Annotated in this window: 13 protein-coding genes and 3 pseudogenes; 8 read left to right on the top strand and 8 right to left on the bottom strand. The window is 63.2% G+C overall.

Annotated features, from left to right (window positions below):
• Nucleotides 1–61: 61 nt before the first annotated feature.
• The 4 genes from W7S_RS08105 to W7S_RS08090 all read left to right on the top strand — a co-directional run bounded on the left by W7S_RS08105 (nucleotide 62) and on the right by W7S_RS08090 (nucleotide 5,593).
• Nucleotides 62–2,383 carry a pyruvate dehydrogenase gene (locus W7S_RS08105; protein WP_041297801.1) on the top strand — a complete coding sequence of 774 codons (2,322 nt, stop codon included), beginning with the start codon at nucleotides 62–64 and terminating at the stop codon, nucleotides 2,381–2,383.
• Between the two features lie 48 nt (nucleotides 2,384–2,431).
• The gene (locus W7S_RS08100) at nucleotides 2,432–3,643 is read left to right on the top strand and encodes a CaiB/BaiF CoA-transferase family protein (protein WP_014711179.1); all 1,212 of its coding nucleotides are present in this window, start codon (nucleotides 2,432–2,434) and stop codon (nucleotides 3,641–3,643) included.
• Nucleotides 3,644–3,645: 2 nt separating this feature from the next.
• The gene (locus W7S_RS08095) at nucleotides 3,646–4,560 is read left to right on the top strand and encodes a hydroxymethylglutaryl-CoA lyase (protein ID WP_014711178.1); all 915 of its coding nucleotides are present in this window, start codon (nucleotides 3,646–3,648) and stop codon (nucleotides 4,558–4,560) included.
• A 115-nt stretch (nucleotides 4,561–4,675) separates the two neighbouring features.
• On the top strand, nucleotides 4,676–5,593 hold the full coding sequence (locus tag W7S_RS08090; protein ID WP_238535828.1) for an adenylate/guanylate cyclase domain-containing protein: 918 nt from the start codon (nucleotides 4,676–4,678) through the stop codon (nucleotides 5,591–5,593).
• A 45-nt stretch (nucleotides 5,594–5,638) separates the two neighbouring features.
• On the opposite strand, the gene W7S_RS08085 is transcribed toward W7S_RS08090, so the two are convergent.
• The 4 genes from W7S_RS08085 to W7S_RS08070 form a co-directional block, all read right to left on the bottom strand.
• Nucleotides 5,639–6,505, bottom strand: a complete 867-nt coding sequence (locus W7S_RS08085; RefSeq protein ID WP_014711176.1) for a hypothetical protein — start codon at nucleotides 6,503–6,505, stop codon at nucleotides 5,639–5,641.
• Between the two features lie 608 nt (nucleotides 6,506–7,113).
• The gene (locus tag W7S_RS08080) at nucleotides 7,114–7,587 is read right to left on the bottom strand and encodes a flavin reductase family protein (RefSeq protein WP_050989412.1); all 474 of its coding nucleotides are present in this window, start codon (nucleotides 7,585–7,587) and stop codon (nucleotides 7,114–7,116) included.
• A 115-nt stretch (nucleotides 7,588–7,702) separates the two neighbouring features.
• Nucleotides 7,703–8,362, bottom strand: coding sequence for a CoA pyrophosphatase (locus tag W7S_RS08075; RefSeq protein WP_041297799.1), 660 nt, complete (start codon nucleotides 8,360–8,362; stop codon nucleotides 7,703–7,705).
• Nucleotides 8,359–9,231, bottom strand: coding sequence for an SDR family oxidoreductase (locus W7S_RS08070; protein ID WP_014711173.1), 873 nt, complete (start codon nucleotides 9,229–9,231; stop codon nucleotides 8,359–8,361). The genes W7S_RS08075 and W7S_RS08070 overlap by 4 nt, the downstream gene beginning before the upstream one ends.
• Before the next feature lie 347 nt (nucleotides 9,232–9,578).
• Between W7S_RS08070 and W7S_RS08065 the strand changes: the two genes are divergently transcribed.
• Together W7S_RS08065 and W7S_RS27115 are read left to right on the top strand one after the other, a co-directional pair.
• Nucleotides 9,579–10,241, top strand: a complete 663-nt coding sequence (locus tag W7S_RS08065) for a TetR/AcrR family transcriptional regulator (protein WP_014711172.1) — start codon at nucleotides 9,579–9,581, stop codon at nucleotides 10,239–10,241.
• A 330-nt stretch (nucleotides 10,242–10,571) separates the two neighbouring features.
• A pseudogene (locus tag W7S_RS27115) lies at nucleotides 10,572–10,719 on the top strand (acyl-CoA dehydrogenase family protein); the annotation flags it as partial.
• A 303-nt stretch (nucleotides 10,720–11,022) separates the two neighbouring features.
• On the opposite strand, the pseudogene W7S_RS08055 reads toward W7S_RS27115, so the two are convergent.
• The 3 genes and pseudogenes from W7S_RS08055 to W7S_RS27435 form a co-directional block, all read right to left on the bottom strand.
• Nucleotides 11,023–12,203 (bottom strand): annotated as a pseudogene (locus tag W7S_RS08055) (acetyl-CoA hydrolase/transferase C-terminal domain-containing protein).
• On the bottom strand, nucleotides 12,200–13,057 hold the full coding sequence (locus tag W7S_RS08050; RefSeq protein ID WP_041298185.1) for a CoA ester lyase: 858 nt from the start codon (nucleotides 13,055–13,057) through the stop codon (nucleotides 12,200–12,202). Before W7S_RS08050 ends, W7S_RS08055 begins: the two are co-directional and overlap by 4 nt.
• A 58-nt stretch (nucleotides 13,058–13,115) precedes the next feature.
• A pseudogene (locus tag W7S_RS27435) lies at nucleotides 13,116–13,260 on the bottom strand (SDR family NAD(P)-dependent oxidoreductase); the annotation flags it as partial.
• Between the two features lie 124 nt (nucleotides 13,261–13,384).
• Here W7S_RS27435 and W7S_RS08040 point away from each other — a divergent pair.
• A complete protein-coding gene (locus W7S_RS08040) occupies nucleotides 13,385–14,182 on the top strand; it encodes an SDR family NAD(P)-dependent oxidoreductase (protein WP_014711167.1) in 798 nt (265 codons plus the stop codon).
• A gap of 396 nt (nucleotides 14,183–14,578) precedes the next feature.
• Here the strand turns inward: W7S_RS08040 and W7S_RS08035 are convergent, their stop codons facing one another.
• Nucleotides 14,579–15,274, bottom strand: a complete 696-nt coding sequence (locus W7S_RS08035) for a histidine phosphatase family protein (RefSeq protein WP_041297797.1) — start codon at nucleotides 15,272–15,274, stop codon at nucleotides 14,579–14,581.
• 521 nt (nucleotides 15,275–15,795) lie between these two features.
• Here W7S_RS08035 and W7S_RS08030 point away from each other — a divergent pair.
• Nucleotides 15,796–16,866: an ABC transporter ATP-binding protein gene (locus W7S_RS08030; protein ID WP_014711165.1), complete on the top strand. Its 1,071-nt coding sequence runs from the start codon at nucleotides 15,796–15,798 to the stop codon at nucleotides 16,864–16,866.
• Nucleotides 16,867–17,344: the final 478 nt, after the last annotated feature.

Here is a 17,344-nt window from a genome sequence, read left to right as displayed (position 1 = left end):
GCCGGGCGCATCGCCTGACACGTCCGCATGAACCTGCCCTACTTGCCCGCCAGGAGCGCCCGTGACAACTGCTCAAGTTGATGACCACACGACCTCAACAACCGAACCCCTTCAGCGGATCGCCGACCACGTGCGGTGGCTGGCAACTGCGATCGTCCATCACGCGAACCACGTCCGGCCAAACCCCAGCGGGCTGAAAGTCGGTGGGCACCAGAGTTCATCCGCGTCGATGGTCGAGATAATGACCGCGCTCTACTTCGAAGAACTCCGAGAAGGTGACCGGGTCTCGGTCAAGCCGCATGCGTCGCCGGTCCTGCACGCGATCAACTACCTGCTTGGTTGGCTCGATGCGAAGTACCTGACCACGCTGCGCGATTTCGGTGGGCTGCAAAGCTATCCCAGCCGGTCGAAGGATCCTGATCCCGTCGACTATTCGACGGGATCAGTCGGCATCGGCGCCACCGCCCCCATCTGGGGGGCCTTCGCGCGCCGGTACGTCGACGCGAACTTCGGCAGCACCGGCATCGGTCGCCAGTATTCGCTCGTCGGAGACGCCGAACTGGACGAGGGTGCGGTCTGGGAAGCAATTCTGGATCCATCTGTTCAAGAGCTGGACGAAATCGTCTGGATCGTCGACATGAATCGTCAATCGCTGGACCGCGTCGTTCCCAACATAGCCGCCGGCAGACTGGCGACGATGTTCGACGCCGCCGGCTGGCAGGTCATCAATGTCAAATTCGGTGCGCTGCTAGAAGAACTGTTCACCCGCCCGGGCGGTGCGGAGCTGAGAACCCGCATCGTCGAGATGGCCAACCCCGAATACCAGCGCCTGCTGCGCTGTCCGGCTGACGAGTTGCGCGCCCGACTGCCGGGTGACGGCCCCGGCTCGGCGGCGATCGCGCAACTTATCAGCGCACTCGACGACGAGACCGTCGTCGCGGCCATCAGCAACCTCGGTGGGCACGACCTCACAGCCCTGCGGAATGCGTTCGCACAGATCGACGACACTCGCCCCACGATCATCATCGCCTACACGATCAAGGGGTTCGGCCTTCCCACGCAAGGACATCCGCAGAATCACTCGTCGCTACTGAGCGTGGAGCAGTTCGAGCAACTCGCGGCAGCCACCGGCCAGGATGCTGCTCGCCCATGGTCAACGTTTGCGTCCGACACTCCAGAGGGCCAGATCTGCGAGGCCGCCGCTCGGCGGTTACGCCGCTCGATCGGCAAGCGCAAGTCGCCGCCGGCACTGCCCGTAGAGATCGGACGTACTCCGCTAGCCGTCACCACCACCCAGGCGGCCCTTGGGCGTACTCTGCTCGACCTGACCCGCGAGGCCCCCGAGGCCGCCCGCCGGGTCGTCACCGTCAGCCCCGACGTCAGCTCGAGTACCAATCTGGCCGGCTGGTTGAACAAAGTCGGCGTGTGGTCGGCGGCCGAGCGGCTCGATTGGTTCGCCGACGACGCGGAAACCATCATGCATTGGCGCGAAAAACCAACCGGCCAACACATGGAGCTCGGCATCGCTGAGACGAATCTCGTCGGACTCATCGGCGAACTCGGCGCCACCTGGAGCCGTTGGGGAGAGCCGCTATTGCCAATCGGTGTCTTGTACGACCCGTTCGTGGAGCGCGCGCTCGAGCCATGGTCCTACGGCATTTACGCCGGTGGGCAATCTATTCTCGTCGGCACACCCTCCGGTGTGACGTTGGCCGCCGAAGGTGGCGCGCACCAGTCGATCAAGACACCATCGATCGGTTTGGAGCAACCGGGCTGCCAGAGCTACGAGCCGGCTTTCGCCATCGAGGTCGAGTGGATGTTGTTGCACGCCCTGTCTCGATTGGGGCGCCCCGACGGTGAATCCGCCTACTTGCGCCTCTCGACGCGTCTGGTCAAGCAGGAGCTCGCCGATTTACCAACCGACCCGGCCGCGCGGGAACGTCGCCGCCAGCATGTCCTGGCCGGCGCATACACCATTCGAGCCTGCTCCAAGCCGCAGGCGACGATCGTGTCAATGGGTGCCGTCGTGACCGAAGCCCTTGACGCCGCAACCCGATTGGAGCAACTCGGGGTGCATTGCGAGGTCATCGTCGTCACGTGCCCAAGTCGGCTCTTCGAGGCCGTTCAGGCCCGACGAGGTCTCGCCGATGCGCCCTCGTGGATCGTCGACCAGGTGTTCCCCGCGCACCGCGCTGCACCTATGGTGACCGTTCTAGATGGACACCCCCACACGTTGGCATTTATATCGACGATCAACCGGGTGCCGACAAAATCCTTGGGAGTCAGCAAGTTTGGACAGGTCGGGTCTCTGGACGCCGTGTATCGCTACCACGGCATCGATACCGACAGCATCGTCCGGGCAGCTCTGGACCTTCAGGACTGACCGGAACCAACCTGCGCATTCTCCCGACCACACCCCACAGAAGGAACGATGACCGAGAACCTCACGGGTCCGCTCGCCGGGATACGCGTCCTCGAACTCGGCAATTTCATCGCGGCGCCCACCGCCGGCCGGATCCTCGCCGATTTCGGCGCCGACGTCATTAAAGTCGAGCGGCCTGGAGTCGGAGACGAACTGCGTCGGTGGCGGCTGCACGCAGGTTCGACGTCACTGCTGTTTCGCACCCTCGGCCGCAACAAGCGCAGCATCACCCTGGATGTCGGGACGCCGCAAGGCAAGCAGGTCGCGCTGCGGCTGATCGAGAAATCCGATGTGATCCTCGAGAATTTCCGACCGGGCACGCTCGAGAAATGGGGCCTTGGACCCAGCGAGATCAAACAAAGGAATCCCCAAGCCGTCCTCGTCCGCATCTCGGGCTATGGGCAAACCGGACCGTACCGCGACAGGCCTGGATTCGGTGGCGTCGCTGAAGCCATCGGCGGCCTGCGCCATGTCGTCGGTTACCCCGATCGCCCACCGGTGCGGGTAGGCGTCAGCCTTGCCGACACCGTCTCCGGCCTCTACGCGGTGATCGGCGCGTTGATGGGCTTACTGCAACGAGGCCGCGAGCCCAGCGGCGAAGTTGTCGATGTTGCGCTCTATGAAGCCGTGTATTCGCTGATGGAGTCGCTGGTGCCCGACCACGACGCCTTCGGTATCCGCCGCGCGCCAGAAGGAGCCGGCCTACCCGGCATCTCTCCGTCAAACACCTTCGCCTGTGCCGATGGCAAATACGTGGTCATCAGCGGTAACGGCGACGCCATCTTCAAACGGTTGATGAACACAATCGGACGCCCCGACCTCGCGCAGAACCCAGAGCTTTCCGACAACGCCGGGCGGGTGGCCCACAATCAGGAATTGGAGGACGCGATCGCAGGCTGGGCGGCGACCCTGCCGTCCGACCAGATCCTCGCCGAACTCGAAAGAGCCGCAGTACCTTCCGGTCCGATATATCAAGCCAGCGACATCCTTGCCGACCCGCACTTCGCTGATCGAGGGATGCTGGAAACACACTGCGTCGATATCGGGCACGATCGCCAGCAGCCGGTCGTGTTCCCCGGCATCGTGCCGGCGCTACAGAACCGCCCCGGCGCCACGCGATGGCTTGGACCGGAACTGGGAGCGCACACCAGCGAAGTTCTCCGCGAACTGGGCTTCGACAGTGAAGCCGAAAACGAACTGCGCGAACAAGGAGTGATATAGCGATGCCTGCAGACGACACAGTGGTGGTCACCGAGGTCTCGCTCCGGGACGGTCTGCAGATCGAGCCCGTGATCGTCCCCACCGACAAGAAGGTGGCCTTTGCTCATCGACTGGTCGATGCCGGCTTCACCCAGCTCGAAGTCGGTGCCTTCGTCAATGCGGCCAAGGTACCGGCCATGGCCGACTCTGCGGAGGTGGTGCACCAGCTCGGCGACCTTCCGGTGACCCTGCATGCGCTGGTGTTCAACCTGAAAGGCGCCCAGCGTGCCATCGCCAGCGGATGCCGCAACGTGCGATTCGTCGTGTCGGCCAGCGACGGGCACAGCCATGCCAACGCGGGAGTCTCGACCTCTGATGCACTCGACCGCGTCGACGAAGCCGCAGAACTGTTGCGCGACAACGCTATACACCTCGAAGCCACCATCGCCACCGCTTTTGTCTGTCCCTTCGACGGCGACACCCCGGTCCAACGGGTGTTGCGGGTCGCTGAGCGACTTATGCGTACCGGCATCGATGTGTTGCATCTCGCCGACACAATTGGCGCGGCGTCACCCGGCGATATCAGACGCACAATCAGTGCCGTCAGCGCTGAGTACACCGATGTGCAACTGGGACTGCACCTGCACAACACCTACGGCATGGCGGCCGCCAATGTCTGGGAGGGGTTGCAACTTGGAATCCGAAGGTTCGACGCCGCGCTCGGGGGTCTTGGCGGCTGTCCCTTCGCACCAGGAGCCGCCGGCAACATCGGCGCCGATGATTTGGTGCACTTCCTGCATCGCGAAGGCTTCGTTACCGGCGTTCAGCCAGATCGCCTGGCGGACGCGCGCGAGGAACTGACCCAATTGGTTGGGCACCAACTCGATTCGTCCCTCGCGCGTGCCAACAAGCCACCGGCCATGCTGCGGATCGCCTGACGGCTAGCGACGTGTAGGCCGGCCAGTGTCCGACGGTGTAGGCGCGGAACCAGCGGACGCCGGGACCCACAGCGCCAGCGGTGCACGCCACACGGAGCTCCTGACGGATGCAATCTTGGGTGCGCCGCGGGAGTTCACCAGCTACGAGATCGCCGCCGCAGCAGACGTTCCGGTGTACCGAGCCCGGCGTTTCTGGCGCGCGCTCGGGTTGGCCAACCCCGAGGAGGGTGCCGCAGAATTCACCGCTGCCGACGGTGATGCGCTACGACGCCTACTCCTTCTCATTTCCGACGGCATCGTTGACGAGAGCCACGCACTGCACATAACTCGATCACTGGGTGGGTCAACGGCACGGGTAGCGCGCGCATTCGTCGAGGCGATGCTCGATCCGCTCCCGCCCGACGCGGATGGGGCTGAACGCACATTCGCCGTCGGCACTGAGGAACTCATCCGTGCGCTGAGCGACATGGAGAGCCTTCTGGTCTACAGCTGGCGACGACAGGTCACCGCCGCGCTGCCGGTGCTTCAACGGCGCGGTCCACGCAGCAGCATTGCCGTCGGATTTGCAGACCTCGTTTCCTTCACGCATCTCAGTCGCCAACTCTCAGATCGCGAACTCACCAGTCTCGTCACTCGATTCGAGGAGCGAGCAGGCAACCTCATCACCGCCTACGGCGGACGGATAGTGAAGTCGATCGGTGACGAAATCTTTTTTGCCGCCGACTCCCCGTCCGTCGCAGCTACCATCGCGCACCGGATAGCCGAGAACGTCAAGCGGCGCCGTGTCCCCGGAATACGGATTGGAGTCGAATACGGGCCAGTCATCACCCACGGCGGGGATCTATTCGGTGACACAGTGAATCTTGCGAGTCGGCTCACCGCAATGGCCGCGCCCAACCAGATCGTGGTGGGGCCGTCGATGATGGCCGCCTTGGCGACGGTGGCGGGCTTCGAGATCCATCCGCTCCCAGTCACCGATGTGAAGGGTTTCGGCAGCGTGACGCCCGGAGTTCTGAAGGCGTGCGGCCGCTAACCGGCTCGGACTCGACCGCTCTGACGTAGGGCGAGGCGCCCGCGGTCACGCGCCGGCGGTCGCCAGCTCCCCGTGGTCAATCGAACCACCCAGCGCGGCTTTGAGTAGTCCGAGTTTCGATCTGACGTGCACCTCGTCTTCGGAGCGACCGACAACGAACGACAACGCCCACACGAAGGTCAGAGCCAACCCGAGTGTGACCAACCAAGCCAGATGGGTCACCCATAGTGGTGCGCTGCGGTTGAGTGCCGTCCACACGGGCCATGCGGCCGCGCCGTTACCGATTCCGTCGGCCATCGGTATGAAGGGGATGACGAGCGCCAACCTCCAACCCGGTAGGTGTGGCCGCAATCGGTAGATCAGAGTGCCCGCGGTGAGTGGCATGAGGGGATTCACGCACACCCACCACAGCGGGAGCCCCCAGAAGTTCAGCGGTTGCGGGCCGTAGTACTCGTAGGCCCCCATCAGGACTCCCGGACTTTCCAGCCAGATGTTGATGAACACATCGATCAGGTAGATGGCGAACACCATCCGGCGGGTGATTCCCACGTTGAAGATTCGATAGGCGAGGTAGGCCAGTCCCCCGACGTACCAGATGTAGACGAAGTTGATGAACAACGGGAAGTCTCTGCCCATCGAGTAAAACGTCGTCGTAGCTGCTCCCTGCCGGATATAGCAGAGACCGAGGGTGTCGACGATCGGCTCGAACAGGCACGCAATCCCGCCGCCGATCAAGCAGTACGTCAGCAGCGGACCGCGCCCGTTCAGCAGGTGTTTGACGGCGAAGAAACAGCCGATCAGAACGGGCACGCCCAGGAAGATCGTGAACAACACCTCGGGCATGAACGGCATCGGAGTCTGAGGGTGCGCGGGAACGGCGCGCGCGGCCACGATCTCGTAATGCGAGGTCATTGTCGTCTCATCACCTGTCTATGCGTTGATGCTCAATCAGGAGTCGTGCGGCCCTTGGTGGGCTGTTCGAGGTCTTAAGCCCTGCTCTGGGTCAGCATAGCCTTGCGTTGAACTTATTTTCAAGGATGAACCTCAATTCATTTGACGGCCGCCCGGGGTCTGTATCCCTGCCCCTAAGGGTCCGCGGCACTCCGTCCTGATGATTTCTAATGTGGAATCATTTTCTGGCCTGCGTCTCGAACCGACGCGCCGTCAGATGAATATCAGCCACAGAGCGGTCTCATGCGTCGTCCCGGTCTCCTCCGCGGCATCATCCAGAGTTTCGCCCAGCTGCACTGCGCCATCTTCGGACCTCGCGCAGCAGCGGCGGTCGAGCAAGTGGCGCAGGATGATTCGCCGCTGCGCTCGGCAAAATTTCCGTGACAGCGCCGGGACCCGTTCCGGGTAGCCGGCCATCGGCAGACCGGTGCGACGGGAGGCCGTCCTCCCGGTACGGCGGCTCAACGGATACCCGAGGACGGGGCGCCGGATCGTCCCGGACAAGCTCGACGAGATTCGAGCGAAATTACTCGGCTAGTACGCGTTGGCCGAGAGTCGACGCACCCTGCTCATCGCGCAGCCAACCGGTGAAAGCCACTGCGGTGAAAGATGATCGGTTGCACGTCGGAGTAAAGAGTCACGCCCAGAACCGAAAGCACCACCATGGTGTGGTCACCGACACTGACGAGCTCGTGGATCGCCGTCTGCAGCCAGGCACTGGTCCCTTCGAGGAACACCGCACCCGTCTCGGCGGTCACCGTGGTTAGCTTCACGAACCGGTCGCCGCTCTTGGCCGCGAGCAACCGTGCAGCATTCTCGTGGTCTTCTGCGAGCAGGCTCAGGCCGAGCCGCGGCCGGGCGACCAGCTTCGGCCAGGTGGTCGACGTGTTCTGCACGAAGAACGCCACCAGCGGTGGATCCAGGGATACCGGCACGAAGGTGCTCGCGGCAAATCCCACCGGCTGATCGTCGACGGTCGCGGCGACGGCGACCACCCCCGAAGGAAAGTGGCCATACGCAGCGCGGAGCGAGAGTTGGTCGATTCCTACACCAGCTGGATCCACCGCGTCACCCCTCTACCCAATTCAACGGATACGCCAATTATTCAACGCTACCGTATCCGCGGGATGTCGGGCGCGGAGGGCGAGGTTGGGGCCGTCACGTCTCGATCCGTGGCTCTACGATTGCCGCCACGCGGGTATGCCGCCCGCGAAGCACCACCTCCGCGAACTGATACAGCAAGGCTCCAGTCGCGGCGTGGATGATGACGCCGAGCAGCGGGAACTCGATCAACGCGAGGCCAGTCTGGGGATCGCGCGGAAATCGCGGGGTCACCAGCAGATCGGCTAGCGGCACGAAGTACGCGCGAGCGACCTCGCCAGGATTCGGACGAATCGTCGGGTGAGATTCTGCCCAGCACACGATCGTGCTGATGAGATGATCGGAGCGCGTCACATAGTCATCAAGGCGCCCCAACACATCCTGGCGCCCCAACACGATCCCCGTTTCTTCTTCGAGTTCGCGTAGACCGGTGGCGATGACGTCCTCGCCCGGTTCAGACCGCCCGCCCGGCAATGCGTATTGGCCTGGAGCATGACGCAGTCCCGACGCCCGTTCAATGATCCAGATTCCGAATTCCTCGCCCCGACGGTGAACGACAATCACCACGGTTGCTCGTCGCAGCCCGCCGCCGGCGAACGCCCAATGCGAGAAGCGTTGCAGTGCAGCGATGATGGCTTCGCGGGCCAGGTTCAAACGCTCTGGTCCAACTTGCCGGCCTGCGCCATCGACATCGATGTCGGTTGGTGAGTCCGTCACGGCGTAGTCAACGGCGGACTGTACTCCCTCGCTGCCACGTCGTCGATCGTTGCCGGCGGCCGTCCCAGGAGCTGGGTGAGCACGAACGGGTTACCGCGAAACCCGTGGCGGTCGTAGTGGGCGTAGGTGGAGATCATGTCAGCGGCCGCCACCGGGTCATCAACCGCTCGGGGCGGCAGGGGGCCGCTGGCAACTGGAACCGTGCAGGCGTGCAGGTCCCTTCCGCGCGCCCGGCCGAGCGCGCGGACAGCCTCTCGCATCGTCGTTGCGGGACCGGCTAACTCGTAGCCCGCGTAGTCGTGCGCACCGGGCTCGAGCAACGTTCGCAACGCAACCGCAGCCCAGTCATCGAGATCGATCATCGACACGTCGGCGTCGATGTCGAACGGGACCATCACGGTGCTGTCAGGAGTCGGGCCGAACATCGCCAAGACCACCTGCGCATACATCGACGGTTGCAGGATGGTCCATTTCAGCGAGGAACTCGCGCGCAACACGCATTCGACACTGGCCTTGCGCTGATGGTTGCGTAGGAAGGGCGTATTCGAGTGCAGCACGGAGTGATAAATGAATCGTTCCACGCCGACGGCTTCGGCCGCCCGAATGGCGTTGATGAGGTATTCATCCTCGCGAGGATGCAAGGCGGGCGGGATTGCATATACCACAGAGGTATTCGCCAACGCCGGAGCCAAGCTCGCGGGCTCACCCAGGTCCGCAACGACAGGTCTGGGCGCTCCAGCCTTCACCAACCGGGCCGCGCCCACGTCGCTATGGCTGACCACGCGATAGTCGGCCCGTGCAGCGTTGAGGGCGCGGACCAGGCGTAGACCGGCCGTGCCGGCCGCACCGATGAGAACGATCTCACTCATCGCACTCCATTCCCGGCTCCGTGACAGAATGGCCGTGCAGGCAGATCTACGGGGCCGCGTGTGCGCTCGCGCCCGGGTCCCGCACCGTCACCAGGTCAGTCATTTCGAGCATCCGTCGCCGGCCCTGAAGGATAGCGGCGCCTGTCAGCATCGTCAACGAATTGGTCAAGAATTAGTCCCCAGCGTAAGCTGCTGATCAACTTGCTGGGTTCCGCATTCGGTAGACCCAGCGCGACAAGAGCGGGGAGATGGTGACACCCTCCGACGGCGCCAGGCCTGCTCGCCTCAAGCGACAACGCTCAGAAGAGAGCTCATCGAGTCTGCGTCGAGACCTCGTCGAGCACCGGATGTATGCCACCGCAACCGAATTGTTCGCGCAGCGCGGTTTTGCCGGCACCAGCTTGCAGGACATCGCCGACGCAATGGGCATCACCCGGCCTGCGCTCTACTACTACGTCAAGAGCAAGGACGACTTACTGGCTCGACTCATCGCCGAGATCACCGCGGGCAACACCGCACAGATTCGCGCGGTCGCAGAAAACGCGGCCTTGGACCCGGTCGCGAAGCTCTCGCAGGCCGCCGAAATCATGGCGCTCAACCGAGCACGGCAACCGTCCCGGTTCGTCCTGCTGGCCCGCTCCGAAGCGGCGCTTCCGACCGATCTGGCCACGATCCACGAAACGACCAAGCGCGCAATGCTGCGCATACTCATCGGCGTGATCCGTGATGGCATCGACACCGGCCACTTCCGCCACGTGGAGCCGCGGATGGCGGCATTGCAGATCATCGGCATGTGTAACTGGGTCGCGTGGTGGTTTCACAAAGATGACGCGACCAGTGCCGAGATTGTCGCCGCCGATATCGCCGATCTGGCGGTCGCAAGCCTGGTTCGGTCGGGCGAACCGGCAGCGGCCGCAAGCGGCCCCCGCGCGGCGGTAGAACTGTTGCGCCGCGACCTGGACTATCTTGAACGCCTCATTGCTGAATCCGAACAGCCCGAGCCGATTTAGTCTTCGGTCGACTCGAGGCGTTCGCGAAATACCTGGGTCATCGATCGGCAGTGGGTTCGACGGCCCGAGGCCGCATGACAGTGTCCAGGATGAGGATCAACTCCCGCCGAGTCGGCGGCCGCCCGGTGACAACGAAGTGCTGGCTGACGAGCGCCGGGCCAATCTGTACGCTCCATGGCGTCACTGAGGCCGAATCGATCTCACCCTGCTCCACAGCTGTTCGCATTGACCGACAGACAACACGTGCGATTCGAACTTGCCGAAATGTCGACGGAGATCGACATCGCTCAGGCATACGTAGACAGATCCGTGTTGGCCTACAACGCCGGCCGCTGCCTACAATTGCACGGCGGCTACGGGTATATGACCGAATACCCGGTAGCACGAGCGTATCTCGATACCCGTATTCAAACGATCTACGGCGGCACCGCCGAAATAATGGAAAAAGATCATCGGGCGAGACATCGCCGCCACCTGAGCACAAGGCGGTGCGACCGAGCCGCCAAGCGGGAATGCGGTCCGGGCTTTGTCACCGTGGTGGCTGCTATTGCAGCGCACCGCAACAGGATGCACCCACTTGCCAACGGCTCTGCACCATGTGCTGTCCAGTACCTGCGCGCAAAGGACGGTGTCGCGGCACCAACATGCGCTATGGCAATGCGTCTCCCTGCTAACGGCGGTAGCAAGGTTGCTGCGACGATATGCCTCCAGCTGGGTTCGTGATTTAGTCCGTATGCCCCTTAGCCACTCGTCAACCATGAGGTTGCGACCAAGTCATCGTTTAAGCGGATCGCTCGAATAGATCCTCGATGAAACGCCGTCGTTCAGGCCAATCGGCCGAACGCAGAGCGGCATGGCCGAATTCGGTAACGATCACTTCGATATCGTGCGCGGCGGTGGAGACTGGCCGCTCAGCTGTTCGACAAAGGGTGAGCGTCCCTTAAAGCGCGCGGGAACGGCGATGATCGACAGGCCACGGCGATTCAGCCGCGCGGCGGTGCAATAATCGGGGTGGCCGCCAATGCCGCCCACGACGTTCTCCGCGACGCCTTCCACGTTGATCTGGTCCACGGGATCGATCTCGATAGCCGTATTGACCGCCACGAACGGCGCCCCACGAGATAGCCGAGTGACATCATGGGTGTAATCGACGCCGCGCAAAATTGGTTCTCGGTCGGCCCACCGGTAGAGATCGGCGCTGCCGAAGAGGTAGGTCGCAGAGGGCCGACCTACCAACAGACCCTGCCGTTCCAGGTCGATGACGGCGTCGGTGAGATAGCCGGTGTCGATCGATAACGGTTTTCTTGCGCGCTGCAAGATTGCGGCGCCCAGTTGTCCTGGGCCGTATTGCAGAGTTGCTCCCTCCGGGATGAACCGCAGAACTCAGTCGGCCAACACGGTATAGACTGGATCTGCTGGGCGAGAAGGTATTTCGGCCGAAAAGTCGCCGGCGTGCCCGACGACGGTGACCGCGTCCAGTCCTATGGGTGCCTGAGCACTGGCTGTTGGTGCGGCCTCGTCGAGCACTACCCACAGCGCCACCCCGGCGTCAACAAGTGCCTGCTGCCAGGACACCTCTGTGCAAAATTGCAGGCCATCGCCGATGCGAGTCATCCGGGTGATCAGCAAGTCGGGGCAAAGATGTCCTACCAGTAGCGCAGGAATCGCGGCCATCCTGGTTGGAACTGACCGGGTGACCGGCTGAGACAATAACTTTCGCATGCCCCATCCGGGCAACAGGGTGACGATACGAGTGAAGGCGTCGGGTGCCAAACCGCGGCGGCAGGACCGGATTCCATCCCAGAACCAGGGTCACCGAATCTGTGTCCGCGGCGAACCGGCTGAGCGTCTCGCCCACGCAGAGGCCATCTTCTATAAGGTGTTCAGTGCGCCAACCCCGTCACCAAGAGCGATAGTCACCTGGGGGCCGGCAAGCTGACGCAGCTTCGTCGACAATGTCATTGCTGCACGCGGCTTAGGTAGCCGACGCTCGCCTCGCGGGAGAAAGCCTCATCCGTGCGCGCCAGGATGCGGGCCGCGCGGTCGATCACCGGCTTGTCCACCATGCGGCCATCAACTGTCCGTACTCCGCCGTCAGTGGCGGCAGCAACTACCCGTCGGGCCCACGCCAGTTCGTCCGCCGATGGACTGAAACTAGAGTTGACGATGCCCACCTGCCGGGGATGAATGCACAGTTTCCCACCGAATCCCAGCCGCACGGCACGAGCGGCATCGGCACTTACGGCTCCGTCGTTGTGCACCGCTGTCGTTACTCCATCCAGCGGCGCTGCGCGTCCGGCGGCAGCGGAGCCCATTACCAGCGCGCTACGCGCGTACTGCAGGCAGTCATGGTCGTCGGGATCAATGCCAAGCTCGGCGCTCAGGTCGACGCTGCCGAACGCCGCACGCGCCACGGCGTCTGCGGCGCAGATCTCGGCCGCGGCCAGCACGCCCGGGGCCGTTTCGATGAGCGCGATCAACGGTGTGTCGGTAGGTAGCTGACCCGAGATTTCGGCGAGGTGAGCAGCGCTACGCGCTTTGGGGACCATGACGCCGCACTCGCGACGCGCCACCATCGCGAGATCCTCGTCGTGCCAATCGGTTCCGGTTCCATTGATGCGGACGACGCTAGTTGCGCCCGCGGCCAGCCACTCGGCTACGGCATCGCGCGCATTGCCCTTAGCCTCTGGGGCGACGGCGTCTTCGAGATCGAGCACGATTGCGTCGGCGCCGCTGGCGGCGGCCTTGGCGAAGCGATCGGGACGGTCACCGGGCACGAACAGTAAGCTGCGGGCGCCGGTGAGGATGTCGTGCATCTCAGTCACTGCCGCACCGCCGGTTGATGGCTGACCACGATCTTGTAGGTCTCGCTGCCAGCACCGCGCGCGGCGCTGCCATCAAGATCGGCCAAAGTCACCTGCGCCCCGTGGCAATGCAGTGTGCGTGCGATCTCACGGCCGATGCCTTGTCCCGCTCCGGTCACCACGGCGACCTTGTCTGCCAGCAGCGGCCTCGTCATCGTCGAGTGGCTCCATTCTATGTGGATGTAGTCGAGTCATGGACAAATCTGATCGATATTTCTAATCTAGGTTAAACCAGTGGGTGGAGTGCTCTCAAGCACGCTGGGCCGGAAAGGAATGATTGTGGACTTAGGTTTGGCCGATGCCCGGGTGTTGGTGACTGGCGGGGCGTCGAATATCGGGCGGGCGATCGTCCACGAGTTCGCGTCCGAAGGTGCTCGCGTCGTGCTGAACGATATCGATCAGCCGCAGGCGGAAAAGGTACGCGCGGAGGCGCTAGAGCGGGGCGCGTCGGCTGTTGAAGTAGTGATCGCCGATATGACCCGTCCTGATGGTGCCGACACTGCAGTGGGGCGCGCCGTCGATGCCTGGGACGGAATTGATGTTCTGGTCAACAATGCGGGCTGGACAGTACCGGGATTCATCGCCACCGACACGGATCGGAGCAAGTGGGAGCGCGTTATCGAGGTCAATCTGTTCAGCGCGCTCGCGGCAACGCAGGCGGCGATCGGACCGATGAAGGACGCCGGCGGCGGGGCTATTGTTTTCGTCGCCAGCGACGCAGCGTTCGGTCAGATTCGGCAGAGCATTTATGGTGCGTCGAAGGCGGGCATGGTGGCGTTGGCTCGCACTACCGCGCGGGAGCACGGCCGACACGGAATCCGCTCCAACATCGTTTGTCCAGGTTTGGTTATTCCCGAGGGGCCCGATGCTGTGGGCGAGGCCAGTCTGTGGGCGGTGGGACAGGACAACGTGTTCAATCAGAAGCAGATCGACTTCATGTTGAAAGACACCCCGCTGCGTCGTTTGACTACAGCCGAGGACGTGGCTCGCGCCGTGTTGTGGTTTTCTTCGCCGCGTGCGGCCCGGCAGGTTACCGGCCAAATGATCTCAGTCAGCGGTGGATACACCATGCCATGAGGACGGTTCGCACTGGCCGCCGCTAGCCTCCGTTAGACACTGCGCTCCCGTATGGTTGAGCATCGGTGCAAGCCAACAGTTTTCGAGGGCAAGGAAAAATGAGGCACCTTGCGGCGATCGTCGAAATGAGACGCCGCCGGGGTGGACTGCAACGTGAGTACGCGGGTGAGGACTTGGTTTCCCGATCGCGTCAGGCTCCGACCAAACCGGGCATTCCTCCACCGGCATCAGGCAGTAGCCAGATAGTAGCAACGGAAGTCGAAGTATATCCGCGCCTGCTCCCGAACGCCCTCTACTCGTGCGCGTCCACGGTCGGTGAGCGAGCGCAATCTGCCTCAAAACACGCGCCTCATCGAGGATAGCGACGACAACGGCACATGGATCGCCACCGTGAGGTCAGCACGGCGGGGGATCGGCGTTCCATTCGGTCAATGTCCAGCCTTCGGACGGATTTCCGGTGACAACCACATGGCCCGTATTCGTCAGCTGGTTCTCGGTCAATAGCGACGTATCGGCGTTATGCACGTTCATCAGCACCCAGAGCATGATCGCCGCGCCATGCGAGAACGCGATCGGGTTCTGCTCGCCACTCTCGTAGATGTGTCGTACCGCGTCGTCGAACCGTGCAGCGAATTCGTTGCCGTCCAGCGAGCCCGGAATCCGCGCACTGTAGTCTCCTCGCAACCATCGGCGCGGGGCAGCCAAGTAGGTCTGGGTGTTGGCTTCGGGCTGGCCTTCGAACTCACCTGCCTCGATCTCCCGGAGACCGGGCAACACGGTGACGGGTTCGCCGAGCGCCTGCCCTAGCGGTGTGGCCGTTTCCTGGGTCCGGATCATGGTCGAGGCGTAGATGCCGTCGTAATGATTGGGGCTCAATCGCCCAGCGGCCAGTGTCGCCTGACACCATCCCTCGGGTGTGAGATCCGGGCCTGGTACCGAAGTGTCGATCAAGCCTGAAGCGTTGCCAGCCGATTGCGCATGCCGCACCACTGTCAACGTGATGGTGCGTGGGACGGCCGCCTGCGCGGATCCGCAGCCCACGATCGATGCCGCCGCAACCATGACGCCAGTAAGGAATCTCCCCACGGTCATACGGATTTCGATGGTTCGAGCTACCAGAGCATGGCGAGGCTTCGTGGTGGACAACGTGCGCGCAGAGACGGTACGCAGGTTCACGGGAGAAGTTTAGAGCTCCTTGAGCAGCTACGCCGCATCAATCTTGGCCGCTGAACCATGGTTTGGCGCGGCTGTAAGGTCACCATGGTCAGTGCGCAGTCAGGTTCGAGGCGGCGTCGTTGTATGAAATCGCTTGAAAAAATTCAACGACGCCCTAGAAAATGGAGCGGACAGCGTGCTGTGATCATTCAGGCGCCAGCCCGGGGGCGGGCGGCCCGCCACACGAACGGAGGTTTGATGAAACCGAGCTCCGATCACGGAGCCTGCGTAACGCTGGCTGACTGTCAGATCATGGCCTTCGGGCTGCAAGAGGACCAAGGCACGCAGTCGGGGATCTCGCGGCGTAACTCTCGCGTGCGACGCAAGCAGCACGCGACACTGCCGACTCGGCCGACAACAGCAAATTCACCACTCCCATATCGACGGAAGGATTTCCCATGGGCGTCGCTATCGAGGTGAATGGGCTGACGAAGTCCTTCGGTTCCTCGAGGATTTGGGAAGACGTGACGCTGGAAATCCCCGCCGGGGAGGTCAGCGTCCTGCTGGGGCCGTCGGGTACCGGCAAATCCGTTTTCCTGAAGTCCCTCATCGGCTTGTTGCGGCCCGAGCGCGGCTCGGTGGTCATCGACGGCACCGACATCTTGCAGTGCTCGGCCAAGGAGCTCTACGAGATCCGCACGCTGTTCGGCGTGATGTTCCAGGACGGCGCGCTGTTCGGGTCGATGAACCTCTTCGACAACGCTGCCTTCCCGCTGCGCGAGCACACCAAGAAGAAGGAAGGCGAGATCCGTGACATTGTCATGGAGAAGCTGACCCTGGTCGGCCTCGGCGGCGACGAGAAGAAGTTCCCCGGTGAGATCTCCGGCGGTATGCGCAAGCGCGCCAGCCTGGCCCGCGCCCTGGTGATGGACCCGCAGATCATCCTGTGCGACGAGCCCGACTCCGGTCTGGACCCGGTTCGTACCGCCTACCTGAGCCAGCTGATCCTCGACATCAACGCCCAGATCGACGCCACGGTGCTGATCGTCACGCACAACATCAACATCGCCCGCACGGTGCCGGACAACATGGGCATGCTGTTCCGCCGCAAGCTGGTCATGTTCGGCCCCCGCGAGGTGCTGCTGACCAGCGACGAGCCGGTCGTGCGGCAGTTCCTCAACGGCCGCCGCATCGGGCCGATCGGCATGTCGGAGGAAAAGGACGAGGCGACCATGGCCGAGGAGCAGGCGGCGCTGGACGCCGGACAGCATGCCGGTGGTGTCGAGGAGATCGAGGGCGTGCCGCCGCAGATCGTCGCATCGCCCGGCATGCCGGAACGCAAGGCCGTCGCCCGCCGCCAGGCGCGGGTGCGCGAGATCCTGCACACCCTGCCCAACCAAGCACAGCAAGCCATTCTGGATTCGATGCAGAATACCGTCGACTACCCCAACGAGTGGGCCGAAGACCGTCCTAGTCACCGTCGCGATGACTCTGCGACCGCACCGATCGTGGTGCAAACCCAGGCTTGACATCGGGTGGCGATCAGGACGCACCACGCATCGCGTCAGATCCTCGGTGCGTCGAGCAGAAGCCGTGAATCGCCGTGGCGTGGGCACTACGCCGCCAGGCCAGCGGCAACCCCGCGCCCATGGCAACGGGTCTCGTAACACTAAAGACTCGTCGCTAGGACACGCTCATGGCGAGCTTTACGCTTTCCTTCGTGGCGATGCAGCCGAGGTGCCATACTCGGCGAGCCGCGTCGTGCCGATAACGACCAACTATGTCGGGCCGGCCATGCTGGCCGCGCCGGCATGGGGAGCGCGCGCTTTGGTCGGCCGGGATTTCAGCGTTCGAGCCCCCTTCAGAGGCGTCACGGTAGCGGAGCGCGACGGATTCGAGAAGCTGAAACAACTCAGTTGCTTCCCAGGCGAATATCGCACGCAAGTCAAGGCGGCCTGTCCAACGACGGTCGTCACAACGCCTGCTGTGCTTTCCCTGAGGACAAGT

This window comes from Mycobacterium sp. MOTT36Y (assembly GCF_000262165.1).
GTDB classification, from domain to species: Bacteria; Actinomycetota; Actinomycetes; order Mycobacteriales; family Mycobacteriaceae; genus Mycobacterium; species Mycobacterium intracellulare.
The sequence above is the reverse complement of the archived record's forward strand: the minus strand, read 5'-3'. Positions and strand labels throughout refer to the sequence as shown.

What these genes read in the sequence shown, in the direction of transcription:
- W7S_RS08100 (WP_014711179.1), top strand. Translation starts at nt 2,432, where the DNA reads ATGACCGAGAACCTCACGGGTCCGCTCGCCGGGATACGCGTCCTCGAA.
- W7S_RS08095 (WP_014711178.1), top strand. Translation starts at nt 3,646, where the DNA reads ATGCCTGCAGACGACACAGTGGTGGTCACCGAGGTCTCGCTCCGGGAC.
- W7S_RS08085 (WP_014711176.1), bottom strand. Translation starts at nt 6,505, where the DNA reads ATGACCTCGCATTACGAGATCGTGGCCGCGCGCGCCGTTCCCGCGCAC.
- W7S_RS08070 (WP_014711173.1), bottom strand. Translation starts at nt 9,231, where the DNA reads ATGAGTGAGATCGTTCTCATCGGTGCGGCCGGCACGGCCGGTCTACGC.
- W7S_RS08065 (WP_014711172.1), top strand. Translation starts at nt 9,579, where the DNA reads ATGTATGCCACCGCAACCGAATTGTTCGCGCAGCGCGGTTTTGCCGGC.
- W7S_RS08050 (WP_041298185.1), bottom strand. Translation starts at nt 13,057, where the DNA reads ATGCACGACATCCTCACCGGCGCCCGCAGCTTACTGTTCGTGCCCGGT.
- W7S_RS08035 (WP_041297797.1), bottom strand. Translation starts at nt 15,274, where the DNA reads ATGACCGTGGGGAGATTCCTTACTGGCGTCATGGTTGCGGCGGCATCG.
- W7S_RS08030 (WP_014711165.1), top strand. Translation starts at nt 15,796, where the DNA reads ATGGGCGTCGCTATCGAGGTGAATGGGCTGACGAAGTCCTTCGGTTCC.